The 25,927-nt window shown below is 42.4% G+C and carries 22 protein-coding genes, 1 other RNA gene and 2 pseudogenes; 3 read left to right on the top strand and 22 right to left on the bottom strand.

Annotated features, from left to right (window positions below; genetic code table 11):
• On the bottom strand, nucleotides 1–1,158 hold a 1,158-nt coding region (locus HNQ34_RS00205; protein WP_183250772.1), incomplete at its 3' end, for a spore coat protein CotH.
• A gap of 138 nt (nucleotides 1,159–1,296) precedes the next feature.
• Nucleotides 1,297–1,854: a thioredoxin family protein gene (locus HNQ34_RS00210; protein ID WP_183250773.1), complete on the bottom strand. Its 558-nt coding sequence runs from the start codon at nucleotides 1,852–1,854 to the stop codon at nucleotides 1,297–1,299.
• A 171-nt stretch (nucleotides 1,855–2,025) separates the two neighbouring features.
• On the opposite strand from HNQ34_RS00210, the gene HNQ34_RS00215 reads away from it, so the two are divergent.
• A complete protein-coding gene (locus tag HNQ34_RS00215) occupies nucleotides 2,026–2,616 on the top strand; it encodes an MOSC domain-containing protein (protein WP_183251267.1) in 591 nt (196 codons plus the stop codon).
• A gap of 107 nt (nucleotides 2,617–2,723) precedes the next feature.
• Here the strand turns inward: HNQ34_RS00215 and HNQ34_RS00220 are convergent, their stop codons facing one another.
• From HNQ34_RS00220 to HNQ34_RS00245, 6 genes and pseudogenes are all read right to left on the bottom strand, one after another.
• A complete protein-coding gene (locus HNQ34_RS00220; protein WP_409978339.1) occupies nucleotides 2,724–4,520 on the bottom strand; it encodes an ABC transporter ATP-binding protein in 1,797 nt (598 codons plus the stop codon).
• Complete coding sequence (locus HNQ34_RS00225; RefSeq protein WP_183250775.1) at nucleotides 4,474–6,237, bottom strand: ABC transporter ATP-binding protein; 1,764 nt, start codon at nucleotides 6,235–6,237, stop codon at nucleotides 4,474–4,476. Before HNQ34_RS00225 ends, HNQ34_RS00220 begins: the two co-directional genes overlap by 47 nt.
• Nucleotides 6,238–6,365: 128 nt before the next feature.
• Nucleotides 6,366–6,698: pseudogene (locus HNQ34_RS00230) on the bottom strand (zinc-binding dehydrogenase); the annotation flags it as partial.
• 191 nt (nucleotides 6,699–6,889) lie between these two features.
• On the bottom strand, nucleotides 6,890–7,981 hold the full coding sequence (locus HNQ34_RS00235) for a GerAB/ArcD/ProY family transporter (RefSeq protein ID WP_183250776.1): 1,092 nt from the start codon (nucleotides 7,979–7,981) through the stop codon (nucleotides 6,890–6,892).
• Nucleotides 7,982–7,998: 17 nt separating this feature from the next.
• Nucleotides 7,999–9,201 (bottom strand): Ger(x)C family spore germination protein, encoded by a 1,203-nt coding sequence (locus tag HNQ34_RS00240; RefSeq protein ID WP_409978343.1) that lies wholly within the window; start codon nucleotides 9,199–9,201, stop codon nucleotides 7,999–8,001.
• Entirely contained in the window at nucleotides 9,197–10,795 is a 1,599-nt protein-coding gene (locus tag HNQ34_RS00245) for a spore germination protein (protein WP_183250778.1), read from the bottom strand. The genes HNQ34_RS00240 and HNQ34_RS00245 overlap by 5 nt, the downstream gene beginning before the upstream one ends.
• Before the next feature lie 275 nt (nucleotides 10,796–11,070).
• On the opposite strand from HNQ34_RS00245, the gene HNQ34_RS00250 reads away from it, so the two are divergent.
• Nucleotides 11,071–11,283 (top strand): hypothetical protein, encoded by a 213-nt coding sequence (locus HNQ34_RS00250; protein WP_183250779.1) that lies wholly within the window; start codon nucleotides 11,071–11,073, stop codon nucleotides 11,281–11,283.
• Nucleotides 11,284–11,308: 25 nt separating this feature from the next.
• Here the strand turns inward: HNQ34_RS00250 and HNQ34_RS00255 are convergent, their stop codons facing one another.
• From HNQ34_RS00255 to HNQ34_RS00275, 5 genes are all read right to left on the bottom strand, one after another.
• Nucleotides 11,309–13,432, bottom strand: a complete 2,124-nt coding sequence (locus HNQ34_RS00255) for a heavy metal translocating P-type ATPase (RefSeq protein ID WP_183250780.1) — start codon at nucleotides 13,430–13,432, stop codon at nucleotides 11,309–11,311.
• On the bottom strand, nucleotides 13,401–13,763 hold the full coding sequence (locus tag HNQ34_RS00260; RefSeq protein WP_281375832.1) for an ArsR/SmtB family transcription factor: 363 nt from the start codon (nucleotides 13,761–13,763) through the stop codon (nucleotides 13,401–13,403). Before HNQ34_RS00260 ends, HNQ34_RS00255 begins: the two co-directional genes overlap by 32 nt.
• 139 nt (nucleotides 13,764–13,902) lie before the next feature.
• Nucleotides 13,903–15,891 (bottom strand): DUF6449 domain-containing protein, encoded by a 1,989-nt coding sequence (locus HNQ34_RS00265; RefSeq protein ID WP_221277219.1) that lies wholly within the window; start codon nucleotides 15,889–15,891, stop codon nucleotides 13,903–13,905.
• Nucleotides 15,866–16,765, bottom strand: a complete 900-nt coding sequence (locus HNQ34_RS00270; RefSeq protein ID WP_183250782.1) for an ABC transporter ATP-binding protein — start codon at nucleotides 16,763–16,765, stop codon at nucleotides 15,866–15,868. Before HNQ34_RS00270 ends, HNQ34_RS00265 begins: the two co-directional genes overlap by 26 nt.
• A complete protein-coding gene (locus HNQ34_RS00275; RefSeq protein ID WP_183250783.1) occupies nucleotides 16,762–17,148 on the bottom strand; it encodes a GntR family transcriptional regulator in 387 nt (128 codons plus the stop codon). The genes HNQ34_RS00270 and HNQ34_RS00275 overlap by 4 nt, the downstream gene beginning before the upstream one ends.
• 176 nt (nucleotides 17,149–17,324) lie before the next feature.
• Here HNQ34_RS00275 and HNQ34_RS00280 point away from each other — a divergent pair.
• Nucleotides 17,325–18,604 (top strand): annotated as a pseudogene (locus HNQ34_RS00280) (ATP-binding protein).
• Nucleotides 18,605–18,631: 27 nt separating this feature from the next.
• Here the strand turns inward: HNQ34_RS00280 and HNQ34_RS00285 are convergent.
• The 9 genes from HNQ34_RS00285 to HNQ34_RS00325 form a co-directional block, all read right to left on the bottom strand.
• Nucleotides 18,632–19,552, bottom strand: a complete 921-nt coding sequence (locus tag HNQ34_RS00285) for a DMT family transporter (protein ID WP_183250784.1) — start codon at nucleotides 19,550–19,552, stop codon at nucleotides 18,632–18,634.
• A 29-nt stretch (nucleotides 19,553–19,581) separates the two neighbouring features.
• A complete protein-coding gene (locus HNQ34_RS00290) occupies nucleotides 19,582–20,457 on the bottom strand; it encodes a DMT family transporter (RefSeq protein ID WP_183250785.1) in 876 nt (291 codons plus the stop codon).
• 318 nt (nucleotides 20,458–20,775) lie between these two features.
• The gene (locus HNQ34_RS00295; RefSeq protein ID WP_183250786.1) at nucleotides 20,776–20,982 is read right to left on the bottom strand and encodes a DUF6501 family protein; all 207 of its coding nucleotides are present in this window, start codon (nucleotides 20,980–20,982) and stop codon (nucleotides 20,776–20,778) included.
• A gap of 52 nt (nucleotides 20,983–21,034) precedes the next feature.
• On the bottom strand, nucleotides 21,035–21,193 hold the full coding sequence (locus tag HNQ34_RS00300) for a DUF2639 domain-containing protein (RefSeq protein ID WP_183250787.1): 159 nt from the start codon (nucleotides 21,191–21,193) through the stop codon (nucleotides 21,035–21,037).
• 87 nt (nucleotides 21,194–21,280) lie between these two features.
• Nucleotides 21,281–22,786, bottom strand: coding sequence for a DHA2 family efflux MFS transporter permease subunit (locus HNQ34_RS00305; RefSeq protein ID WP_409978344.1), 1,506 nt, complete (start codon nucleotides 22,784–22,786; stop codon nucleotides 21,281–21,283).
• Between the two features lie 150 nt (nucleotides 22,787–22,936).
• Nucleotides 22,937–23,569: an HlyD family secretion protein gene (locus HNQ34_RS00310; RefSeq protein ID WP_183251269.1), complete on the bottom strand. Its 633-nt coding sequence runs from the start codon at nucleotides 23,567–23,569 to the stop codon at nucleotides 22,937–22,939.
• Nucleotides 23,570–23,579: 10 nt separating this feature from the next.
• Nucleotides 23,580–24,020 (bottom strand): MarR family winged helix-turn-helix transcriptional regulator, encoded by a 441-nt coding sequence (locus HNQ34_RS00315; RefSeq protein WP_183250789.1) that lies wholly within the window; start codon nucleotides 24,018–24,020, stop codon nucleotides 23,580–23,582.
• A gap of 127 nt (nucleotides 24,021–24,147) precedes the next feature.
• Nucleotides 24,148–24,339, bottom strand: a non-coding RNA gene (gene ssrS / locus HNQ34_RS00320) — 6S RNA.
• Nucleotides 24,340–24,383: 44 nt separating this feature from the next.
• Entirely contained in the window at nucleotides 24,384–25,922 is a 1,539-nt protein-coding gene (locus HNQ34_RS00325) for an acyl-CoA carboxylase subunit beta (protein ID WP_183250790.1), read from the bottom strand.
• Nucleotides 25,923–25,927 lie beyond the last annotated feature (5 nt).

Raw genomic sequence — 25,927 nt, forward strand, 5'->3', positions numbered from 1 at the left:
TTTCTTCTTCTCGTCTTTGTCTTTTTCTTCGTCCTTTTTCTTTTTTTCATCCTTGTCATCATCTTTTTTCTTCTCATCTTTGTCCTTTTCTTCGTCTTTTTTCTCTTCTTTTTTCTTCTTCTCGTCTTTGTCTTTTTCTTCGTCCTTTTTCTTTTTTTCATCCTTGTCATCATCTTTTTTCTTCTCATCTTTGTCCTTTTCTTCGTCCTTTTTCTCTTCTTTTTTCTTCTTCTCGCCTTTGTCTTTTTCTTCGTCCTTTCTCTTTTTTTCATCCTTGTCATCATCTTTTTTCTTCTCGTCTTTGTCTTTTTTCTCATTGCGTGTCGCTTCGTTCTTTTCAGCTTTTTCTTTCTCTTTGTTTTGTGTATGTTCAGCTTGATTCTCGTTCTTTTCTTCTGTATTCGTTGTTTGGAACGCTCCTTTTGGCCCACAGCTTACGCTTTTAATATGATCTAAGTTCATTCGAATGATTTCATCTTGGTTCACTATTGTATAATAGTTACCGCTTCCTTGAACAAGAATGCCTTCGACCGCTTCTAGGCCTCCGCGGTTAATCGAAACCCACGTATGCGTTAGATGATGAAATAAATCATCAAAATTTTGCGCATTCACATAGCTTATTTGCGAGATTGGCTCCTCTACTGCTTCTTCTGTCATTTCTTCAGGCGTTTCGTTTATTGCTTCCGTTACTGCTGTTTCTTCATTCTTCATTTGCACACGAATGCTTTTAATATGATGGATATGATAAAACACGACTCCATCATCTTCTGTTAATAAGACGATATGATCGTTGTTGACATCTAATAATGTCCCTTGTTTTGATTCGGGTCCTCCTTGATTTACTTTGATGTTGTTATAAACGAGCTCTTTTAATAGTTCGTGAAAACAGCTCGATTGAACCGATTCAATAGCTGCATGACTCGCAGAGGATGATGGAATGGAATTCGCTTTTGCGTTTTCACTAATACTTTGAACATGATGTAAAAAATAATAAATGATAGAAGCTTCATTTTCTATAAAAAGAGCAAGATAGTCTGATTGAACATCAAGAAGTTTTCCTGTTTTTGATTCGGGTCCTCCACGATAAACGGTGACTGTTTTCCCAATTAACGACTTAAATTCATCGTTTCGTTGAGCAGACATGGAATTTTCATACATATAACACTCCTCCTTGTTTTTTTGTCCATAAGGGGTATTCATATTGTATTTATACGTATCCGGTAAAAATAATGTACCTACCAACAGCCTAACATGAAAAATAAAAATGAGCTGACGGTTTGCGCCAGCTCATAAATCTTATTCTTTCCACTTAATGCTGCAGCCGATGCTCGGTTTTTGCTGTTGTGGTACAGGGTTGCCGCTTAATAACGCATCCAAAGCGGCACGAATGGATTGACCGGTGACCGGAATGCCGTTATTTGGTCTAGAATCGTCCAGTTGCCCGCGGTATACACATTTTAAATCGCGGTCAAATACGTAAAAGTCCGGCGTGCAAGCCGCTTGGTACGCTTTTGCTACTTCTTGTGTTTCATCAAACAAATATGGGAATGGATAACCTAATTCTTCCGCTACTTTTTTCATGTTTTCTGGGGAGTCGTCCGGATATTTTTCTACATCGTTTGAGTTAATCGCAATAAATGCTACTCCTTTTGGCTGATAATCGTTAGCAAGACGAACGAGTTCATGTTGAACATGTTTGACAAACGGGCAATGATTGCAAATAAACATAATGACGGTTGCGATATCAGATTTTATTTCTTCTAAACGAACCGTTTTTCCATCTACGACATTCACAAGTTCAAATAACGGAGCTTGTTTTCCTAGCGGGAACATCGTTGATTCAACAGCCGGCATACATTCACACCCTTTCATTTTTTCTTCTCATGTCCATTATAGACAACGTGGTGGATTTTTTCACGTTTTGCGGCTACAATCATTGGTAACACGATAATCACGAGGGGGATTTTGGTGGAAAAAAAGGCGTATATTGTTTCACTGAATGTTGGTCAACCGGCAATTGTCAACATGGATGGAATGGAAGTGACAACCGGCATTTACAAACAGCCGGTCGATACTCCGCTTTGGCTTACAAAAACGAATTTTACTGGCGACGGACAAGCCGACCTTGTTCATCACGGCGGACCAGATAAAGCCGTTTGTGCTTATCCGTCTGAACATTTTGCCGCATGGGAACGCCTGTATCATCAGCCATTTACCGCAGGAGCTTTCGGAGAAAATGTTACCCTTTCCGGATTGCTGGAAGAAGATGTTTGCGTTGGCGATATATTTGAAGTCGGAACAGCGGTTGTTCAAGTATCCCAGCCGCGCCAGCCTTGTTTTAAATTAGCCAAACGGCACGGATTAAAAGATCTTTCGTTAAAAGTGCAAGAAACCGGATACACCGGGTTTTATTTCCGAGTACTAAAGGAAGGAAGCGTGCAGCGTGGCGATTCGTTAACATTAGCCGAGCGCAGCGCGCGTCCTTTATCTATTCGTTATATTAATCATATTTATTATGTTGATAAAACGAATGTAGCGGCCATGAAAGAAATTGTTGCCGAACCGGCTTTATCAGAAGATTGGCGCCGCTCGTTTATGAAGCGAATTAAACAATAAGAAGAGGGTGTCCCAAAAGTAACGGGGCACCCTTTCTTTTCACCATATATACGTAACTATATTATTGTATCTTCCTTGAAGAAAGCCGACCTTTTGAGACAGCCTCTTTAGATAATTTCTTTTTTGAACTGTCGATGGTACAGCTCGTAATAAAACCCTTTTTCTTTCAACAAGGAAGCGTGCGTTCCTTGTTCTACGACCGTTCCTTCGCGAAGGACAAGAATGCGGTCCGCGTTTTGAATCGTATTTAATCGGTGAGCAATGACAAAGCATGTCCGGTTGTTCATGAGCCGCGCTAGCGCCTCTTGAATAGCTAGTTCTGTCATCGTATCAATGTTGCTTGTCGCTTCATCTAAAATCAAAATAGACGGACGGGCAATCATCGCTCTTGCAATCGCGAGCAATTGTTTCTGTCCTTGACTAATGCCGCTGCCGTCTTGTTGTAAAACGGTGTCATAACCGTTTGGCAGCTTCATAATAAAGGAATGCGCATTGGCCCATTTAGCTGCTTCTATCACTTCTTCATCAGTTGCATCAAGCCTGCCGTACCGAATATTTTCAAGAATTGTTCCTTGAAAAAGAAAAACATCTTGCAAAACAAACGCCATATGTTGCCGAAGACTGAATCGCTTGATTTGGCGAACGTCGTATCCGTCAATCAAAATATGTCCGCGATCTGGATCGTAAAATCGCATCAATAATTGAATGATCGTCGTTTTTCCAACACCTGTCGGACCGACGAGCGCCACTGTTTCTCCTGGAGAGGTTAAGAAACTAACATCTCGAAGCGCTTCTTGTTTTTTATCATACGAAAAAGAAACGTGACGGAATTCCACTTCACCGCGAACAACAGGCAAGTCAAGCGCTTCTGCTTCATCGTCCTCTTCTTTTTCTTTGTCTAATATTTCAAACACTCGCTCCGCCCCTGCTAAAGCGGACAATAATGTATTCCATTGGTTCGCAAGATCGTTCAAGGGGCGAGTAAACTGTCTTGCGTATTCGGTGAAAATAACAATCACCCCGATCGAAATCATTCCTTTGAAGGCAAAAATCCCGCCGACCCCTGCAATCAAAGCAAAGCTTAGATTGTTTAAAACGTTCATCAATTTCGGAATAAACCCCGAATATGTTTGCGCCCAAAATCCTGATTGTTTTAATTGTTCATTTTTTATTAAAAATTGGGATATCACCGTTTTTTCTTGTGAAAATAGTTTGATTACTTTTTGCCCTGAGATGACTTCTTCAATTAATCCGTTTAATTCGCCTAAGTTTTGCTGCTGTTCTTTAAATCGCTTTTGTGTTCGGTTCGTAATCCATCTCATTCCTCCGAACATCATCGGCACAATCAATAATGTCACAGCTGTGAGAAGCGGACTTAATGAAAGCATCACAAATATCGCTCCTATAAGAGTAAGCGTGCTCGAGATGACTTGAATGACAGTACTATTGAACGTTTGGCTCATATTTTCGATATCGTTCGTAAGCCGGCTCATGAGTTCACCAGATTTTCGCTGATCGAAAAAAGAAATAGGGAGCTGGTGAAACTGACGAAACAGCTGTGTCCGAATCGAATAAATCGTTTTTTGTGCAATGCCGATCATCCAATAGTTTTGCAGAAAGGTAGAAAGCGAAAGAGCAAGATAAATAAATAAAAGAGTAGCGACGAGTGAAACAAAACCTTCTGTTTGTTTTGTAACGATATATGTATCAACCGCTTTTCCAACAACATAAGGACCGAGAAGACTTAAACAAGAACTGATCATTACCATCCATATGACAACCGCCAATCGGCCTTTTTGACCGGAAAGAAATCTCCATATCCGTTTTAATGTTTGGATGTTTTCTTTGACGGTTCGTTTATTTTCTTTCAATATAATCATATTGTGCCGATGTTTCAACATCATCAAGCCCCTTTTTTCCAAGCTGTGATTGAACAATTTTGCGATACAACTCGTTCGTTTTTAATAACTCTTTGTGTGTTCCTTTTGCAAGCAATTGCCCGTCTTTTAAAAGTAAGATGACATCAGCTTCCATAGCGGTCGATATTTTTTGTGTGACAATGAAAGTCGTACATGAATATGTTTTTAATGCTTGCAGCAGGTTCGCTTCTGTCTTGACATCGAGCGCGCTTGTACTATCGTCTAATAAAAGAATTTTCGGTTTACGGACAAGCGCCCGTGCAATGGAAATTCGTTGTTTTTGTCCTCCTGATAACGTGACCCCTTTTTGACCAACAACAGTGTCATATCCTTGTGAAAAATTCATAATCGTATCATGAATTTGTGCATCTTTTGCTGCTTGGATCATTTCTTCGCTCGATATAGTTTCCATCCCAAAACAAATGTTGTCTCGGATCGTTCCGGAAAACAGTAAAAGATCTTGCGGAACAAAGCCGATCGCTGCACGTAAATGTTCTTGTTTCAGATGACGAATATCGATTCCGTCAATCTTTATTGTTCCTTCTGTTACGTCATATAGGCGCGGAATGAGTTGCAATAGAGAAGATTTTCCCGATCCTGTTTCTCCTAAAATCGCCACCGTTTCGTGCGCCTGAACGGAAAATGAAACGTCTTGCAATGCAAGTGCCTCGCTTTCAGGATAGCGGAAGGAAACGCAATCAAATTGAATTTCACCTTTTTGGATAGTTGTTCCTTCTGCTTGTTCCTCATCGATGATATCAACCGTTGTAATTAATACTTCCGCAATCCGCTGGGCCGATGCTCTCGCTCTCGAAAAAGCCATCGTAATAAAGGTGAAAATGGATAAAGCAGCAGTCATTCGCGTCGCATAATTGATAACAGCAACAACTTCCCCTGCTTTAGCGCTTCCTGCATGAATTTCGTTTCGCCCGATGAACAGGATCATAATGATGGCCACATTCATGACAAACAACAAGACAGGAGTGATCGTTTCAACGAATCGTAATACCGTCATGGTTCGCGTCATCAATGATTCGTTCGTTTCCGTAAACCGCTGTTGTTCGTATGTACTGCGCACCCATGCTTTAATGAGCCTCATGCCGGCTATATTTTCTCTCATGATGCTGTTAACGCGGTCAAGCATTTGTTGAACGCGAGAAAACAATGTTGCCGCCTTATTCATCATCCAAATCAAGAAAACTAAAAGCAACGGTACTGCAATAACTAAAATGAGAGCGAGTTTAACATGAACGAACAATGCCATCACCATGCCGAAAATAATCAGCAATGGCGCCCGCAGCATAATTCGTAAACTCATAAACACCATATTTTGCATTTGTGTTACGTCATTCGTCATTCGCGTAATAAGAGAAGCAGTTGAAAATTGCCCAAAATTAAAAAGCGAAAACGATTGAATTTTTTCAAACAAATGTTTTCGTAAATCAAACCCATACTGTTGACCGACGTAGGCCGCAACAAAAGAATTGGCGATGCCGGACGCAAAAGCAAGAAACGATGTCGCGATCATGATCGCTCCCCATTTCCAGATGACGTGTAAATCGTTTTTCATCACTCCGTCGTCAATGATTTTTTCCATTAATAACGGATGCCATAGCTCTACTAACAGTTCCACAAGCATGAGCGCCCAAGCAAAAATCATCCATTTCATATACGGCTTTAAATATGATAACACATGCCGCATTGTTCTCTTCCCACCCTTCACTTATGTCTTTTATTGTACATCGCGTGAAGAGTGTTTTACAATTTTTTGATATTCAACAAAACGGTCAAAAAAGAAAGCGAGCCTTTCGCCCGCTTTCTTTTTATCGATTATTCTAATGTTAATACGACACGGCCATTAACTTGTCCTTTTAACATGCGGTCAAATACGTCGTTAATTTGTTCAAGCGGTTGCACTTCCACGATCGTTTTGACTTTTCCTTCCGCTGCGAATTGAAGCGCTTCCTGCAAGTCTTTTCTTGTCCCGACGATCGAAACGATCACTTTGATACCGTTCAATACCGTATCAAAAATCGGAATTGGCATTTCTTCTGGCAGCAATCCGACAAGAACGCACGCTCCACCACGGCGGAGAGATTTATAAGCTGATTCAAATGCCGGTTTTGATACAGCTGTAACGACTGTCGCGTGAACGCCACCGACAGTCGAAAAAATAGGGAGTCAGCTTTTTCGTCAGCGATAAGTTAACCCCCCCAAATGACATTTGCCCGCTGGCGTTCTTGTTCGAGGAAAAGGCAGAAAAGCTTATGTTCAGCCATATGATTCTATATTTTTTAGTAAAATAATGGATAATCAACAGTAGTGGCATAATAACTGTCTATTGTTACTGAAATCTACATATGACGATTCCGAATGGCAGCGATGATCAATAACAATACCGGGATGACTACTTGCAATGGAATATGCATATATATCGTTACAATGTTTAATCCTTCTTTAATATGTTCAGCAAAGTTATTGGCAATAGCGATCGACAATAATAATACGGCAAGGCCAAGCGGATAAATAAGCCGCTGATGTTCTTTTATCTGAAACAAATCTGCGGCACCGATCACACCAGCATAAAAAAAGACGCTGATCTTAAAAAAACCGCCAATGACTAATGCGATCATAAATAATACATCTAGCCGCTCTAAAAAGTTCGCTATGCGGATTTCTTGAATCGTATTTAAAAGCGGAAACGTTGAACGGGAGACGGCGTCCGCCCCAATCACAGCAATATTCATCGCCATCGTCAGCGCCAAGTTAATCCCGCTGAGCCATATCGCAAGCCATCCTGCTATTTTCACTTTTTTCCGCTCATTAACATATGGAAAAAGCATCGTAAACACGATCATTTCTCCAAACGGAACATATAGCGTTTGCGTAAACACCACTTTGAAAACCCGTTTCCATCCTTCTTCAAGAACAGGCTGTAATCGATGAATATCAATTACCCCTACAACGATCACAAGAACGAACCCTAAAACAGCGATAAGATAAAGAAAAGCAAAAAATAATTCTCCCGCTCTCGCCAAAACTTCGATCCCTTTATATGCAGCATACATAATCGTCAACATCATCACCGCATTTAAAACAAATAGCGGTGTTTCAGGATAAGCAAACGTTAATAACAACTCACCAAAATCTCGCAAAACACGCGCGGCGATATATAAAAAATACAATACATATACAAGAGCGATTCCTTTTCCAAAAAAAGTGCCAACAATTTGCTGACTGTAAGAAGTGAACGGTACCGTTGGATAGTACGTAAAAAGACGGTAATAAACAAGAAAAAGGAGTGACCCGAGCGCCATGCCGCATAAAATCGCAAGCCAGACATCTTGTTTGGCGTCTACTCCAAGAGGAATGACAATAGCGCTGCCATGTTCGAATAAAATCGCTAACATAAACAGTTGCCTAGCACTTAATTGAACTCGTTCCATACCGTTTCACCGCCTTTTTACTTAAGATATGATTTGTTCCGCAATCCTGTCCGGCGAACAAAAGCATCTACTTTTACTTTCACTTGAAGACGTGGAAAATAACGTTCGTTCCATGTTTTTTTCATTTGTTTCCATTCGTCAGGGTACGAACGATGGATGACTTCTCCAAATCCAAAAATATCACTTTTTTCCTGTTGAACGCGTTGAATCGCTTTTTGGACTTCTTTTTGTATTTCTTTTTCTATTTTTTCCTCAAGTTTGGCAATTTGTGTTGGGTTTGTTAAATCGAATGGAACGAGTGTTTCTCCTACATCTCCTTCCGCTTCAATAAATACGGAAATAACAGGAGTTCCTTTGTTCATCTGAGCGATGACTTTCGTTTTTGCCCGCATCACCTTATACACGACCGCTTCTTTTTTTTGTTCCCAATCAACACTAAGCGCCGTTTGCCGAATTTTATTTAAAACCCATAAAACACCGCGCGCGTCTTCTCCCGAAATCCAGCCAATGAGTTTTCCTTTTTTAAAGACGGCCAGCTCATCTGCGTGAAGTTTTGCATATGGCTCGATCGATTGTACATTTTTTTGTTGTTTTCCTGTGTTTTTATTTCCCTCTAAACGAAAACTGCTCATCACCACTTCTTTTCCTGTTAGAGAAAGAGCTTCGATTATTTCTCCTGCATGAACATCGAGGTTTTCCCCCCATATTTTTTCCGTCATTTGCAATGTTTTAATGATTTGACTTGCTGGGATTTTATCGATCGGAGTAAGCACCGACAACAATTCTTCTGCCGTTTGTTTACGAGCAACAACGACAGTGGCAGTCGTTCGAAATTGTGGATTTCGCTCAATGGCATCAAACACGTCCATAATTCCTTCCTTTGCTAATTCCTCTCCAATCACTACAAGATTCGTATGGGCATAATATACAAGGCGAGATATTTTTTTCGAACCTTTTCGGCTTGCCTCTACTAAGTTGTCGCCTGTTGCAGTATATAAAGTGACAGGAATGCCGCCGCTTCCCCCGCCTCTTTGTGTTGCCCCCGCGACGTTTCCTGGGTTCACGACTTGAAATGTTTCCACATATTTTCCGTCTTCTGTTTTATCAAGTCCTACCGCAATGACAAATGCTAAATCAGTTAACTCATTTTTGCTCCAACATCCAGAAAGAATCGTGATATGAATGAGTAAAACAACAAGAAAAAGACACCAACGCTTAATGGTCATCCCCTTCTTTCTTCGATTCGTTAGGTGGCATAGGACGTTGCTGTTTTCCTTGGCGAATCATATTCGTTTCGTTAATCAAACGAGGTCGTTCTTTTAATGCCCATATCGGAAAACGAAACAGCGTGTCGCCAATGTTTGTCGGGATTAATGGCGCAAGCGGTGACATATACGGGACACCGAAGGAACGAAGACTGCATAAATGAAGCGTCATAAAAATGACACCGATCATAATTCCGTAAAGCCCAAATAATGTCGCCAAAAACATTAACAAAAAACGAATTAATCGAGCAGAAATCGCAATCGCAAATGACGGTGTTGCAAAACTAGCAATGGCGGTAATCGATACGATAATCACCATCGTTGAAGAAACAATTCCAGCTTCCACTGCAGCTTGACCAATGACGAGCGCTCCAACAATTGAAACGGCTTGACCAATCGCACGCGGCAGGCGCACTCCTGCTTCCCGTAAAATTTCAAATGTTACTTCCATCATAAGCGCTTCGACAAATGCAGGAAATGGCACGGACTCACGTTGAGCAGCGATGGCAATGACTAGCTGAGTTGGAATCATCTCTTGATGAAATGTCGTTAGTGCAATATACAACGCTGGAGCAATTAATGAAAGAAAGAAAATGAGCACTCGCAAAAGGCGAAGTGCGGTCGCAATATCAAAACGTGCATAATAGTCTTCGACCGCTTGGAAAAACTGAATAAATACAGCCGGTGCGACTAGAACAAACGGTGTCCCTTCCACTAAGATGGCGATGCGACCTTCCAAAAGGTTCGCTGCTACAATATCCGGTCGTTCAGTATGGTAAATCGTAGGGAATGTTGTGAACGTTTGGTCTTCAATTAGCTGTTCGATATATCCAGATTCAAGAATTGCGTCAATATGAATGCGTCGCAATCGGGTTCGTACTTCTTCTACAATTTCATCGTTAGCGATTCCTTTTATATACATGAGCGACACATTCGTTTGCGTTACTTCACCGATTGTTATCGCTTCTACCCATAGATTAGGGTTTTTTATACGCCGGCGAATCATCGCTATATTTGTCCCGAGTGATTCTGTGAATCCTTCCCGTGGCCCGCGAATGGCGAGTTGTGTGCTCGGCTCTTCAATCGCCCGATGTTCTCCACCTTTTGTATCTATGCTTAATGCCTCTGAAACACCGTCAACAAAAAGGAGGGTTTCTCCAGACATAAGCGACAAAAATAGATGGTTCCATTGTTTCATTCGTCTCATTTTGCCCGCTGCCGCTATTTTTTGCTCTACATATAACAAAGCTTCATTTGGCAAACAAGAGGATGGGAAGTCGATTTGGACCACTGACTCAAGCAAAAATTGATAGATCATAGATTCATCGACGATTCCGCTCAAAAAGATGATTGCAGCTTGAATATTCTTCTCTTTTCCTAGCATAAATCGCCGAATAACAACATCTGTGCTGTTTCCTGTAGTTCGTCGAATCGTTTCGATATTCGCATCAAGTCGGTTGTCGATCTCTCCCGACGGAACCGTTTGTGCTTGCCCACTTTGTTCATTTATCGTGTTTTTTCGTTTGCTTACCTTCCATTGAAACAGCATCTCTTCCCCTCCACATTCCGATGACTTATTCATTATGATAAGCAATAACTGAATAAACTATTCAGAAAGTGTTAATTAACCAATGAAAACCAACTGTACACTTTTCTGTCATAGTCAGTAAAAAAGCGTGAACTATCCTCATTTTATTTTAATTGGCTAACATAGGCTTATTGCTGAGCTATTCCGCTTTTATAACAGATCCATTACAACGATGTATGAAAAACAGCATAAGGAAGAAGCTACAAAAAAGAGGTAAATAAGAGGGAGTGGGCAACATGAAATTAGTCGTTATTTCTCTCCTCATTTCAATGTTGTTAGCAGGAATCGCGATCAGCATGAATCGTTTATTAGGAATGAACCTATATCGTTCTGTTATGGGGATTCTTAATCCTTTCAAAGTGATGGAGCCGATCGAGATCGGGATACTGTTTGGACTGTGGGCGATCGAGATGTTTGTCCTATTTATTCAAAGAAAATCAGAGCAATAAAAAAACCTCCTGCATAGCAGGAGGTCTATACGCGCATCAACCGAAGCGAGTTAAAAAGAACAATTAACGTTGCACCCATATCAGCAAAAATCGCCATCCATAGAGTAAGCCACCCAGGAACGATCAAAATTAAGGCTAAAAGCTTGAGCAAGAAAGCAAACGAGATGTTTTCTTTAATGATCCGCAATGTTTTGCGGCTTAATTGAATCGCATACGGCAATTGCTGAAGATCATCGGCCATCAACACAATATCCGCCGTCTCTAGAGCGACATCTGTCCCGGCTTTTCCCATCGCAATGCCGACGTTTGCGGCTGCTAAGGCAGGAGCATCGTTCACTCCATCTCCTACCATCGCAATCCGGCCATATGTGTTTCTTATTTCTTTGATGATGGAGAGTTTGTCATCAGGAAGCAGTTCTGCCTTTATTTCTGTGGCACCGACAGCACTGCCAATCGCCTCGCCCGTTGCTTGATTGTCTCCAGTGACCATCACAATTTTTTGAATCCCAGATATGCGCAGTTGTTGCAAAACAGAAGCTGCATGTTCGCGCGGCTGGTCAGAAAGAGCAATAATCCCTAAAAATTGTTCCGCGTTACCTACTCCTACGACGGTTTTTCCAGCTTGCTGAAGCGCTCGGATTGTGTCGCGGACTTCCTCCGATAGCAGGCGCTCCGAAAATAAGGCAGGGCTTCCGATATAATACGTCATTCCGTTGACAGCTGCCGACGCCCCTTTGCCCGTGATCGAGCGAAAGTCAGTCACTTGCGAATCATCTAGTAAAAGACCTTGTTGTTGCGCTTCCCGCACGATCGCCGCTGCAAGCGGATGTTGCGAATATTTTTCGATGTGCGCAGCGATTCGTAATAATTCTTCTTCACTGTGATCGTTAAATGTGCGAATGTCTGTTACTTCTGGCGTTCCTTTTGTCAACGTTCCTGTTTTATCAAAAGCGACCGCTTTAAGCTGTCCTAATTCTTCTAAATACACACCGCCTTTGATAAGCACTCCCCGACGGGCAGCCTGACCAATTGCGGTCACAATCGCAACCGGTGTGCTAATGACGAGCGCACACGGACAACCGACTACTAATACCGCTAACCCACGATAAATCCACGTTTTCCAATCCTCTGAAAACAATAATGGTGGCAAAATGGCAACAAGCGCTGCAATCGCCATAATTGCCGGCGTATAATAGCGGGCGAACCGGTCGACAAACTGCTGTGAAGGCGCTCGCTCGGCTTGCGCTTCTTCAACAAGATGAATAATTTTCGCAATCGTCGAATCTTCGACTCGTTTGGTGACACGTACATCAAGCGCTCCTTCTTCATTGAGCGTTCCTGCATATACTTCATCGCCGGCCGTTTTATAAACGGGAATCGATTCACCTGTAATCGCAGCCTCATTGACCGATGATGTACCGTGCAAGACAACGCCATCAGCCGCAATTTTTTGCCCTGGTTTCACTACAATGATGTCGTTCACCTCTAAATCATCCACATCGATTTCATACTCGCTATTTCCTCTGCGAACGAGCGCTTTTTTCGGCGCGAGATCCATCAAGTGCTGAATCGAACGGCGGGCCCGCTCCATCGAATACCGTTCGAGCGCTTCACTCACCGCGAATAAAAATACAACAACCGCTCCTTCTTTCCATTCTCCGATAAGCGCTGCGCCGATAATGGCAATTGTCATGAGTGTTTTCATATCAAAACGAAAGCGCCATAAATTAGCCAACCCAGCCCGAAATAAATCGTACCCGCCGACAGCAATTGACAAGATAAACGCCCCCATCACAAAGACGTCCGCTTCTCCTTTCATCACCGAACCAACATATCCTATGACGAGAAAAAATGCTGAAATAAAAGCAAAGATGTTCGCGCGCTTTTTCCAAAACGGAACGTTTGGAATCTCTTTCCGTTGTTTTTCAGGAATCACTTGAATGCCATCAAAAGCACCGGCTTTTGCAAGCTGCTCTAGCGTAGCTGCGCCGACGACCGTTAATTTTGCTGCTCCAAAGTTTACGTGCGCATCTTGGACGGTTTTAATCGCTTTGACGTTTTTTTCAAATTGAGCGGCACAATTTGCACAAGAAAGACCTTGAAGGCGATACACTTGTTTATTCTCCACGATTTTCCATCTCCTTCGCATGTACAAGAGCAATCGATACTAATTGATGCACGTGTTCATCTTTTAACGAATAAAACACGAGTTTTCCTTCTTTCCGATGTTTCGCTAGCCCCATATCGCGAAGAAAGCGCAAATGATGGGAAGCGGTCGCAACGGTCGAGCCGATAATGTTGGCCACATCACAAACGCATAACTCTTCTTCGAGCGTAAGCGCATAGGCGATTTTTAACCGTGTGGCATCGGATAATGCTTTAAATAGCTGTTCAACCCCCCTAATCTCCTCGAGGCGCTGTTTGACTGCATTCACCTTTTCTTCATCAAAGCAAAATACTTCGCACGTATCACGGACCATCATCTCACCTCATTCAAACATTCATTTGAATATAGTATATGTGAACATAACGATGCGTGTCAATATATTCAAATGAATATTTGAATGTTTGTATTAAAAAAGAGATGGACATATCAGACGCCCATCTCTTTTTTGATCGCTACGGGAGCTGGTTGCGAATAAACGAAGGGAGATGATTTTCTTCGAATACGCTCCAAGCCGGTGCAGATTGATCGGTGCGATAAAAAGCGATAATGTATAAGGACGTATCTTTAGAAGGTGTGGTTTTTTGCAAACATTCTTCCAATTGCTTTTTATCGGTAATGCGCAATACGTCTGTTCTTGTTGGCAGTTGTTGTTGAAATTGAGAATCACTTGTTAGTTCGTGTAACGGTTTTCGCTCTTCATTTTTAACGATGATGGCATATTGAATATCGTCGGCGGTTACCCTTGCTTTGGAAAGCAATCCTTGTTGGTTAAGCCATATTTCTAACTGGGAATACGATTTTTTCCACGAAAGCTGAATTTGGTCGCCATCGCTTTGCAACAGTTCGATACTTCCCCACTCGTTTGTCGGTCCCATCATCTCATCAACCGTTTCACGTTCTAATTCTGTTTTTAGAACCGAAACAAACGCCTCAATTTGTTTTGAATCGGCTATCACCACTGTTTTTTCAAACGGATAACGTGTCCGGATCGTCACTTGACGAATCGGTGAAACGCCTCTGTCATGAAGCAAAAGATAGTAATTTTTCTTATACTCCGTCGACTCCATAATAGATTGATAGAAATGTTTATACGGTTGGAACGGAATCGAATAGGTGCGAATAAGCTTTTCACCGTTTTTCAATTCATAGCCGATGACGACTTGACGTGTATCGGTGCTTGGAACAACCATCATCGGGCGGTCTTCAATGAGCTGGCGATGGAACAAATAGACGTTTTTTATGTTACTTTTCGTTTGTAAAAATTGATCAGGCTGAACGTACGCAACATATCCACGCTTGTCCTGCTGCTCGAATCCATACACCGATTCGCCAAAATAAACGCGCTGAATGTCGCCTAAAGCAGGCTGCCGCTTTTCATATCCAGTAACGTCTAAATGGAGGAGACCCCCAACAATAAGCATCACAGCAACAAAAGCGACATAGCCTTTCCATTTGTGGAAGACGCGCCACGTTTTTTCGATAATCGCTTCCGCAACGTAAAATCCGATCAATGAAAACGCTACATAACCAAACAAAATCCAACCGATGCTTCGTTGCGTTTCTCCAAAATATAACCCGCCAAGCAACATAAAACAAAAAGCGACACCAAATAAAAACACCGGCTGCAATACAGAAAAAGCAAGCGCTTGATTTGCCGCTTCGCTATGCCGTTTTTTATACAACCAAATAGATAAGCCACAACATAAAACGATAAAAGCGGCATAACTGATGATTTCTTGTATGGTCAGTGACCTCTGTGCTAATTCGATAAAGCGAAAAAACGGAACAATCCGTTCTAAATTTGCGCTCAAGTAGTAATCAGCAGCAAAGCCGGACAACAAATATTTCATATTCATTAAAACAAGAACGGAAATCCCAGCTGGAAACAAAAATAAGATGTAAGCAAACGCCCCTTGCAGCACCGATATTCCTGTGAACATACCGACCCATACACTTGCGGAAAACACGAATAATTCCATCAAAAACATTTCTGCTGTCCAGCGGATGACATCAGCGGTTGAAAAAAGGATGTTGTCAAGCGGCAACATGTTGCATAACACTGCTGTTAAAAGAGCAGTGAACGCGATCGGAACTATAAGCATCAATATCCCAAACACCATATGCTGAAAAAACAGACTCTCACGCCGAAGCGGCAAACTATGCATATAATCGGCTGATCTTTTTACTTGCATGTAGCGAAATAAAAAGATTGCCAACAAAACAGGAATCGTAAAGACGACCATCCCTTGAAAAACGTGAGAAATTTCAAAAACGTTATTCCAATTAGGGGAATAATTCCATTTTCTATTTGTATACGCCATCACGATTCGTAACGGTATTACTGCTAACAAAACAAGAAGATGGACAATTCCGATCCAGCCGACGTTTCGCAAATTTTGCACGAAAATGGAACGATTATACGACAATATTTTCGATGGCATATCCGATTCCTCCCATTTCATACACAAAAATTTCTTCTAACGTTAGTGGCAGTACATCAAAAATTACCGGTTCAAACTGGTGAATATACGATTCCACTCGTTCTTTTTGACCGCGAACGATGCAAAGAAGGACACTACCGCGCTGTTCTTGATACACGACATGCAGGCCGGTAAGAAACGCAGTGGGAACGCCGCCACGGAACGCCACTTGAATTTTATGCACGTCCGCTTTCAAGTCGTCCAACTCTTTTTCGACGATGATTTCGCCTTTATGCAAAATACCGATATGATCACAAAGATCTTCGACTTCACGCAAGTTGTGCGAAGAAATCACGACCGTCATGTTTCGCTCTGCGACATCTTGCACAAGCAAATTTTTCACTTTTTGCCTCATGACCGCATCTAATCCGTCGAGCGGCTCATCGAGAATCAACACTTCTGGCATGGCGGAAAAAGCGAGCCAAAACGCCGCTTGCCGCTGCATTCCTTTCGACATGCGGTGAATTTTTTTATGAACATCGATCGGAAAAACGTCTTGCAGCCGCCAAAACCTCTCTTCATTCCAAGAAGGATACACATCTTTATAAAACTGTGCCATTTGCCAAATGGTCGTTTGCGGAAAAAAGTAAAGCGCATCCGGCAAAAAAATAAGTTTTTGTTTCATCGTGGTATTTTCAAAGATCGGCTCTCCGCCGACGAAAATCTCACCGCTATCTTGTTTGTAAATACCAGCCATCATTTTTAGTAACGTCGTTTTTCCTGCTCCGTTCGATCCAAGCAGGCCATAAATCGAGCCGCGCTGAATATGGAGGCTGACATCTTTCACCGCTTCCACATCGGCAAACTCTTTCCGGACGTGACGAACGTCGATCATCGTTTTTCTTCCCCCTTTACGGTTTGTTCCGCTTTCTCGACTAATGCTAACAGATCTTCTTTTGCCATCCCGATATAGAGCGCTTCGCACAAAAGTTTGAAAATTTGCTGTTTGATCGTTTCCGCTTTTTCATGATTGACGGACGGGGATTGCGGTGCGACAAAGCTTCCTTTTCCTAGGATGGAATAAATGTAACCTTGGTGTTCAAGCTCTCGGTAAGCTTTTTGAATCGTATTCGGATTAATCGTTAATTCTTTTGCTAAAAGCCGAACTGATGGCAATTGTTCATTCGGCTTCCACACTTCGTGAATGATCAACTCTTTCATTTTTTCAACTAATTGTTCATAAATCGGCTGCCGGCTGCGAATATCAAGCTCAAACATTCCCCCTCCTCCTTCCATATCAAAGTGTACCAACTGTACTAATTATTATAATACAGTTAATTCACAAAAGCAACCGTTTCATGTTCCCTATCTCCATATCAGAAAAACCTATTTTCAATCCACTATCTTTTCGTATAATTAGTATTGTTGAATGTTCGTTGATTAGGAGATCAAGTATGGGAACATATATTAATCAAAACCTTTTAAATAATTTGTTTTATATTTTATCGAGCATTTTTGTATACTATTTTGTTTATGATTACGGGAAATGGTGAAAAACAAATATTCGTTATAAACAGCTGCTTTTGATTATTTGTACAGGAGTCCCGCTATTATTGTGCATGATGTTCCCAATTTACATTGCGGATAATTGTGTTCACGACTTGCGGCAAATTCCATTTTTAATCGGTACGTTATACGGTGGATGGGTTGTTGGAGGCGCATTACTTTTTATTTTGCTAGCGGTTCGTTTTTTCTTTTACGGATTTCAGCTCATCACAGTAGTCGTCTACATTACGATGTTTATTATTGCTGCTCTCGTTTCTCCTACCTTTCGACAGCTCAGTCGAACGGATAAATTATTTACATCTGTTTGGTTGACGCTTTTTCTTGCTGTTTTGGTAACGGTAATTGCGATTGTATTTTTCGATTTTCAAGTGATCGATTCATATATTTTTGATTTTATTTTAATCCCTCCGATCGGAATGTTGTTTGTTGTCTATATTATAGAAACATTAAAAGAAGCAATGGTAGCACGTTCTAAACTAGTAAAAGTCGAAAAAATGGAGATTGTAAGCCAATTAGCTGCGAGCATCTCTCATGAAGTGCGAAATCCGTTAACGGTGGTTAAAGGATTTATTCAATTAATGAAATCACAGTCCGTTCCGAAAGAAATACAAGAACAATATATTCACATCGCTCTTGAAGAGATTAACCGAGCGGAAACGATTATTAACGATTATTTAACATTTGCGATGCCGTCACCAAATAAAGTAGAGCCGTTGATGGTCGATCAAGAGTTGCAGATGGTCGCTCATATGCTAGAGCCGCTTGCCCGCATGCACAATATTCAAATACGGAAAGAATTGCAGCCGGGAACGATCATCGGAAATGCGCAACATTTCCGCCAATGTTTTTTAAAAGTATTGAAGCGATGCCGTCTGGCGGAACTGTCACTGTTTCTTCTTCTGCTCGCGGAAAAGACGTTATCATTACAATTAAAGACAACGGTATCGGCATGACGAGCGATCAAATCAATCGGTTTGGCGAGCCTTATTTCAGCACGAAAGAAAAAGGAACCGGACTTGGGGCAATGGTTGCAGTGAAATTGATCGAAACGATGAAAGGGACATGGCATATTGAAAGCGAGGTCCATAAAGGAACGACTATTACTGTCACATTCCCTGAAGCAAGAAAGGCGGAGCCGAAGCTAGACAGCGGTTCAAAATTTTCTTAGCTAGCCAAAAACAGGGATGTAACAAACTTACATCCCTGTTTCCATGTTGCGGTACATTTGTTTTTTGGATGGCTGTGACAAAAGAAGAACAGTCAAAATAATGAATGCCGCTCCAACCGCTTGAAACAATCCAAACGAAACGTGCAAAAAAGCGATTGACGCAAAGACTGCCGATAACGGTTCCACGCTTGATAACAGACTGGATTCCGTCGGCGATAAATGGCGGATACTTTCGACAAATAATAAAAAGGCAACTAATGTTCCGAATATAATGACAAATAAAATTAACAACCACGTATCGATTCCAAAAATAATGTTGGATGGGAAAAGGGAAGGAATGATCCAGCACATAGCAACTCCACCGATGACCATCCCCCAACCAACAACAATCATTGTGTTCCACTTTTTCAATAGTTGTGCAGAAGATAGCGTATAAAAAGCTAAGGCAATGCCGGAAAGAATCCCCCAGCCGACAGAAACGAGCGAAACGGTAAATCGATCGGTTGCACCGTTCGTCATTAATAAAAACGTACCTGTTAATGCGAGCAAGACCGCCATACCCATTTTTTTGGACGGTTTTTGTTTTTCTTTCACCACGGAATATAGCACAATATAAATCGGCGCTAAATATTGCAAAAGCGTTGCTGTCGCCGCATTTCCTGTGGCGATGGAAGCAAAATATGTGTATTGCACACCGAGCATGCCGACAATGCCAAACCATAATAAGTTCCACATACTCTGTTTCTCTTTCCAAATCGAAAGTGGTTCGAGTCCTTTAAAGGAGCTCACAACAAGCAAAGCAACCCCAGCTAGCACCATTCGCACCGCCACAAGCCATTCGGCGGTCACTTGCTTTTCTTGAAACAACACTTGCGCTGCCGTTCCTGATAATCCCCAAAGCGCCGCACCAGTCACAACCATGACTAATCCTTTGGCACGACTCGACATTGTTTCTCTCCCCCCTTAGATTGCTTCAACTATTGTTTTTGATTGAGAACGGCAATAACGACTCCTATTACGATGAGCGACCCTCCGATCCAAAAAGGTTCATTCAGTTGTTCTTGTAAAAACATCCAGCCGAACAACGAACCAACAAGCGGCTGAAAAAAGAAAAATAACGAGCCAATCCCCGCATCCATCATTTCCATTCCTTTGTTCCAAAGGAAAAACGCTCCCGCCGTCGACACAACACCGAGGTAAAAAATTCCGAATAGAATGGACGGATTAAAGTGAATGACACGGTATTCGGATATTTCCCACATCATGACAGGCGTCGTACATACGAGTGCAACGAAAATCGCATACGTCGTAATGACTAAAATCGGAAGTCGAGCTGAAGCAACCTTTACGAAAACGGACAATAACGCCCACGTCAACGCCGCCCCGACTAACATCAGATTTCCAAACAATGATGATTTTCCGTCATAATCTAAACCGACCACCACCACAACGCCTGCTGTCGCCAACAAAAGTGCGATCAGCTTTCTTGCTGTGATCAATTCATTTAACATCCATCTGGCAAACAGCACAATAAAAGCAGGAGTAGCCGATGTAATGAGAGCTCCCGTGTGCGCATCGGACCATTTTGTGCCGATAAACTGCAAAGAGATGGAAATAACATACCCGATCACGCCAATCCATCCCACTAGCAGCCAATCGCGCTTTTCGGTGGAAATTCGCACTCGTTGAACTTTCAAAACTAAAAATAAAACGGCAAAGGCAATCGCATATCGAAGCCATACGAGCGTAAACGGTGGAATATAATCGAGTACGTATTTGCTGACGACGTACATTCCGCCCCAAATGCTTGCCGCTAGCGATAAATACAGCGATCCTAAAAACGTTTTCTTCATGTTCTATAACCCTCCGTCTTTTGCAAATATTTTTTCTTGCAAGACGGAGCGCGCACCCTCGATGGCTTGCCCCGTCTTAGAAGCAAGCATTTGGTTGATCATTTTCAAACAACATACTTTTCCCCTCTCTTTATTCCAATTTCTTTTTAATTGTATCAAATAACGCCAAAAGAAACATGTATTTTTCAATTATTCCAACAATAACAGCCATTGTTGTATATTGTGAAGAGTTATGTGGTACGCAACAGTTCCATAGCGTACTATAAATCGAAACGGTTCTTACGCCAAAGGCAATATGACGCAAGAACCGTTTGTAAATTATCGAACTTCTTCAAAATAATCTTTATAAAATCCGCCTACTTTTCCTGTATTATCGACGATAAAGTAAAACTCTTCTGTTTCGTTTTTAACGTCATACGTTTTGCCTGGGGTCAATACGCGGTTCACGACGTATTTTTCCGCATTCGTATGTACACATTTCACTTTCTTCATCGTCGGACGGTTCAGCCAAGTATGATGGATCATCTTCCTACTCCTTTCATCATCCGTTGCTCCTTCTATTGTAGCGATCTTTTCTTCATTGGGCAATACGTCCTTTTTTCACATATTTTTCGTATAGCCCATACAAAATTGCTGCTTTATACGTTTCGAGCTTTTTACGCTCGACAGGATGACGATAAATTCCATTCTTTTTTAATTGCTCCACAAGCCAACCTTTTGATCCGAAATACGCCACTACACTACTCCCCCCTTTCTTTTGCTTGTCTTATATGTATGAGAAAACTAGAACGAATATGAAAAAAGCTGACTGGCTTTTCGCCAATCAGCCTTCTTGAACTGGTTCTTTCTTTTTTCCTTTTAAGAAAAAGGATAAAACGAGCGCTAACAACGCTAACCCTGTTGCGACAATAAACGCGTCGTTAATGCCTTCTACTGCGGAACGTTGCTGTACTAACCCGTATAGTAATTGCGTGACCGCTTCATCGCTCGGAATGAGCCGTTTCAATTGCGATACGAGGTCGACTGCTGTTGGGTTATTAAGCGTCAGCTCGTTGCGGTAATTTTCCGCATGAAACTTCGCCCGGTTAGACATCACTGTCACGAGAAACGCTGTTCCTAACGAAGAAGCGACTTGGCGCAACGTATTAGCGGTTGCCGTTCCATGGCTATACAAATGGCGCGGCAACACATTTAATCCCGCCGTCATAATCGTCATCGATAACATCGACATGCCGAGCATCCGGAAAATATACAGCCATAAAATATGCCGGTACGGTGTATCTAGCGTCAGTTGGCTAAATTCCCATGTCGTCACAACGGTAATGATAAGCCCAACAATCGCTAACGCCCTCACGCCAATCCGGTCAAAAATCATCCCTGAAATCGGCGACATAATCGCCATCACAATCGCTCCAGGCAAAAGGAGCAATCCGGAATCAAGCGGAGTAAAGCCGCGAATGTTTTGCAAATAGACAGGCAACAACACCATTGCGGCAAATAACGCCATATTTAGCACACAGCCAATAATGGTCGTAAGCGTAAATACACTATATTTAAAGACACGCAAATTTAAAATCGGGTGTTCGGCAGTAAAACAACGCCAAGTAAACAAAATAAGGAAAAAGACACCAATAACAATCGAAATCGCTACTTCTGTACTCCCCCACCCGTTGCTTCCTGCTTCACTAAATCCATACAACACGCCGCCAAAGCCAAGGGTAGAATAGACAGCGCCGCGGACATCTAATGTTGGATTGGCCGTCTTTGGCGTATTTTTCAGCCAAATAAACGCTAAAACGATATCGATAATGGCAATCGGCAAGACGATATCAAAAAGAAGTCGCCACGAATAATGTTCTACTAACCAACCGGACAACGTCGGGCCAATCGCTGGTGCAAACATCATCGCAATCCCAACCGTTCCCATCGCTACCCCTCGTTTTTCTGGCGGGAAAATCGTTAACATCACAACTATCATGAGCTGCATAATAATTCCCGCGCCGACCGCTTGAATTAACCGACCGGTTAAAATCACAGCAAACGACGGGGCGAATGAACAAATGAGCGCTCCGACGGCAAAAAACGTCATGCCCGAAAGAAATAGTTTTTTCGTCGGGAATTTCGCAATTAAAAATGGGCTGATGGGAATAAGTACACCATTGACTAGCATATATCCCGTAACAAGCCACTGGATCGTTGATGTTTCAACGTTGAAATCGCTCATCATATGCGGAAGTGCTACGTTAATTAATGTCTGGTTTAAAATGGCAACAAACGCCCCAAGCATAATAGTGGCTACGACTTTCGCCCGGCTCGCTCCTAACGCCATTTCTCTTGCAGCTTGAGGAGCAAGTTCTTTTTCCACCACTGTTTCCTCTTCTTGTACGTCTTTTTGTTTTCTCAACATATAATTAAACAACCCTAGCACAAGAAGCGAAAATAAGATGTACCCCGTTAAAAACGTTGACATCATGATCACCTACTTATGAATGCGAACGGTGACGTTCATTCCTGGTACTAGTCCCGCTCCGTTATAGTCATCGATCGAAATCGTAATTGGAATGACTTGTGTCACTTTTGTATAATTGCCCGTCGTATTGGAACTTGGCAGTAAGCTAAATGTATTGGCAGTAGCAAACCCCAGTTTCTCCACTTTCCCTGTAAATTTCCGGTCTGGATAGGCATCGACATAAATATCAACATCTTGTCCTGTTTTGATATCTTCCATTTTTGTTTCTTCGATATTAGCCGTTACCCATAAACGGGATAAATCATATCCCCGCGCTAACGGAACGGTTGGCGCAACGAGCGAGTTCGTGACAGCGCTTTGCTGAACGACCGTCATATGATGTGGAACGGTGATCGGAAACGTATTCTTTCCGTCAGATACTGCACCGATTTGGTCACCGCTGTCAAATGTTTTTCCGATATCGCCAGACCAACTGACTAACTTTCCTGCCACCGGCGCCACAATCGAAACTGCCTGCCCATCAATGCGAGCGTTGTCTGTCTTAATGTAATTCGTTGTTTCGTTGATGTAATAATAAGCCGCAAATCCCCCTGCTACTAATAAAAGCAACACAATGATATTTAACGTAATTAAACGCTTCATGCTCACCGGTTTATTCCTCCCCTAATAAAATCGTTTTTACTTTTTGTTGTAGCGATAGTAATGTTTCTATCTCCTCTTTTGTGAGCGTTGTCTCTACTTTTTGCAATCGTTGAATAAGGATCGATTCGTCATTGAATGCTTCTTGTAATTTTTCTTTCCCTTTTTCTGCAAGCCGAAGCGTCACCGCGCGCCGATCTTCTTTTGACGTTTCCCGAACGACCAATCCGGCGCTTACAAGCCGATCCACTGTACCGCTGATCGTGCTGTTGCTCATGTTAAGTTTTTCCGCTAGATCATTTAATCGGATATTATCTTTTTTAGCTAACGTATAAAGGATGATGAGTTGCAATTCGGTAATCCCTGCCCTTGTTGCATCTTCGCGAATCAGCTTGTATAGCGCTTTTCGAATGCGAAAAATCGAGTACATAATTTCTCGCCCTAATTTTTCCATATACTCCCTCCTGTCATTCGAATTAAAATAGTTTCAATGCGAACTATTTGTATACGAATTATGATTATATCATGTTAATAGGAAAAAGCAACTAAAAAACCGATCTCTATGAGAGATCGGGTTTTTCATAAACGCCGCGATTTGCCGTTTGTTGAATGGAGTTTCTCAACCACACTTCACTAGGTGGGTGTTCGCAGAAACGTTCTTGTCGTCCTCTTCACACGATTCATGGAGGCATGACATTCCCGTTTCGATGTAGAACTCCCTCTTTACAGCCATCGGTTGAAACTTCATTCGTTCACGTACAACGCAGCAGGTGATTATTATCATACATAATCTTTTTCATTTTGGCAAGTCTGTCGATTACACTGGATAAACCCCATGTTTTCGTTCAGAAAACGTCATATATTTCGACATGTATGCATCCAAACGGCGAATGAGTTCTTCGCGGAGCGAGTTCGGTGCAATAATGCCATCAATCACCATTTCCGAAGCCAGACGGTAAATGTCGATGTCACGCCGGTATTCTTCGCGTTTTTGCTCGATAAAGGAAGCACGCTCTTCTTCCGGTAGCTCGGCAATTTTGTTGGCATACACTGCGTTAACAGCCGCTTCCGGACCCATGACAGCAATTTGCGCATTGGGAAACGCTAAGCAACAGTCCGGTTCAAACGCCGGTCCTGCCATCGCATAAAGACCGGCCCCGTACGCTTTGCGGACGATGACCGAAATTTTCGGAACAGTTGCTTCCGACATCGCGGAAATCATTTTCGCACCGTGGCGGATAATGCCCGCCCGTTCGACTTTTGTGCCGATCATAAATCCCGGAATATCGGCTAAAAATAAAAGTGGGATATTGAACGCATCGCAAAGCGTAATAAATTTCGCCGCTTTATCCGCCGAGTCATGGAACAGCACACCGCCTTTCACACGCGGTTGATTGGCAATAATGCCGACCGGTTGACCGTTCAGGCGGGCAAGCCCTGTAATCAGTTCAGGCGCAAACAATTTTTTAATTTCGCAAAACGAATCTTCGTCAATCAAACGCTCAATTAAATCATACATGTTAAACGGAGCGTTTTGGTTGACCGGCAAAATGTCTTCAATCGATTTTTCGAACGTTTTCGGCGGTTTCGCTTCACTGATAGGCGGTTTTTCGCTAAAGTTTGCCGGAAAATACGATAAATATTTACGCGCAAACTGAATCGCTTCTTCTTCCGTTTTGACAAGTACATCGCCGCAGCCCGATACCGTGCAGTGCATGCGCGCTCCGCCCATTTCTTCAAGCGTTACTTTTTCGCCAATGACCATTTCCGCCATCCGCGGTGATCCTAAATACATGGATGCATTCCCTTCAACCATGATGACGATGTCGCAAAAAGCGGGAATGTAGGCGCCGCCTGCTGCGGATGGTCCGAATAATAAGCAAATTTGCGGCACTTTTCCGGACAATTTTACTTGATTGTAAAAAATGCGCCCTGCCCCGCGGCGGCCCGGGAACATCTCAATTTGGTCCGTAATGCGGGCCCCCGCGGAGTCAACTAAATACAAAATCGGACAGCGAAGCTTTTCCGCTGTTTCTTGAACGCGAATAATTTTTTCAACGGTGCGCGCCCCCCACGACCCCGCTTTGACAGTTGAATCGTTGGCCATAACACATACCGTTTGTCCGTTGATTTTGCCAACCCCTGTGACGACGCCATCGGCTGGAAGGCCCTCGGCAAGACAGTTGGCAAACAATGCGTCTTCAAACTGCATGCCGTCATCAAATAATAGCTTCAAGCGGTCACGGACGAACAACTTCCCTTGTTCCGCATTTTTTCGATGGTATTTTTGTTCTCCGCCTTGTTCAATTTGCTTTGTTCGTTCCACTAATGTTTCTGTTAACGTTTTTCCGTTCATGATAG

Source organism: Anoxybacteroides tepidamans (assembly GCF_014201465.1).
GTDB lineage: Bacteria > Bacillota > Bacilli > Bacillales > Anoxybacillaceae > Anoxybacteroides > Anoxybacteroides tepidamans.

Excerpts from the sequence above, each read along its gene's own strand:
- HNQ34_RS00250 (WP_183250779.1), top strand. The coding sequence starts at position 11,071 with ATGAAATTAGTCGTTATTTCTCTCCTCATTTCAATGTTGTTAGCAGGA.
- HNQ34_RS00310 (WP_183251269.1), bottom strand. The coding sequence starts at position 23,569 with ATGAAGCGTTTAATTACGTTAAATATCATTGTGTTGCTTTTATTAGTA.
- HNQ34_RS00215 (WP_183251267.1), top strand. The coding sequence starts at position 2,026 with ATGGATGGAATGGAAGTGACAACCGGCATTTACAAACAGCCGGTCGAT.
- HNQ34_RS00305 (WP_409978344.1), bottom strand. The coding sequence starts at position 22,786 with ATGGCGTTAGGAGCGAGCCGGGCGAAAGTCGTAGCCACTATTATGCTT.
- HNQ34_RS00255 (WP_183250780.1), bottom strand. The coding sequence starts at position 13,432 with ATGCGAAGGAGATGGAAAATCGTGGAGAATAAACAAGTGTATCGCCTT.
- HNQ34_RS00295 (WP_183250786.1), bottom strand. The coding sequence starts at position 20,982 with ATGATCCATCATACTTGGCTGAACCGTCCGACGATGAAGAAAGTGAAA.
- HNQ34_RS00260 (WP_281375832.1), bottom strand. The coding sequence starts at position 13,763 with ATGGTCCGTGATACGTGCGAAGTATTTTGCTTTGATGAAGAAAAGGTG.
- HNQ34_RS00270 (WP_183250782.1), bottom strand. The coding sequence starts at position 16,765 with ATGATCGACGTTCGTCACGTCCGGAAAGAGTTTGCCGATGTGGAAGCG.
- HNQ34_RS00325 (WP_183250790.1), bottom strand. The coding sequence starts at position 25,922 with ATGAACGGAAAAACGTTAACAGAAACATTAGTGGAACGAACAAAGCAA.
- HNQ34_RS00275 (WP_183250783.1), bottom strand. The coding sequence starts at position 17,148 with ATGTTTGAGCTTGATATTCGCAGCCGGCAGCCGATTTATGAACAATTA.
- HNQ34_RS00225 (WP_183250775.1), bottom strand. The coding sequence starts at position 6,237 with ATGCGGCATGTGTTATCATATTTAAAGCCGTATATGAAATGGATGATT.
- HNQ34_RS00315 (WP_183250789.1), bottom strand. The coding sequence starts at position 24,020 with ATGGAAAAATTAGGGCGAGAAATTATGTACTCGATTTTTCGCATTCGA.
- HNQ34_RS00285 (WP_183250784.1), bottom strand. The coding sequence starts at position 19,552 with ATGTCGAGTCGTGCCAAAGGATTAGTCATGGTTGTGACTGGTGCGGCG.
- HNQ34_RS00220 (WP_409978339.1), bottom strand. The coding sequence starts at position 4,520 with ATGATGTTGAAACATCGGCACAATATGATTATATTGAAAGAAAATAAA.
- HNQ34_RS00245 (WP_183250778.1), bottom strand. The coding sequence starts at position 10,795 with ATGCTGTTTCAATGGAAGGTAAGCAAACGAAAAAACACGATAAATGAA.
- HNQ34_RS00210 (WP_183250773.1), bottom strand. The coding sequence starts at position 1,854 with ATGCCGGCTGTTGAATCAACGATGTTCCCGCTAGGAAAACAAGCTCCG.
- HNQ34_RS00235 (WP_183250776.1), bottom strand. The coding sequence starts at position 7,981 with ATGGAACGAGTTCAATTAAGTGCTAGGCAACTGTTTATGTTAGCGATT.
- HNQ34_RS00290 (WP_183250785.1), bottom strand. The coding sequence starts at position 20,457 with ATGAAGAAAACGTTTTTAGGATCGCTGTATTTATCGCTAGCGGCAAGC.
- HNQ34_RS00265 (WP_221277219.1), bottom strand. The coding sequence starts at position 15,891 with ATGCCATCGAAAATATTGTCGTATAATCGTTCCATTTTCGTGCAAAAT.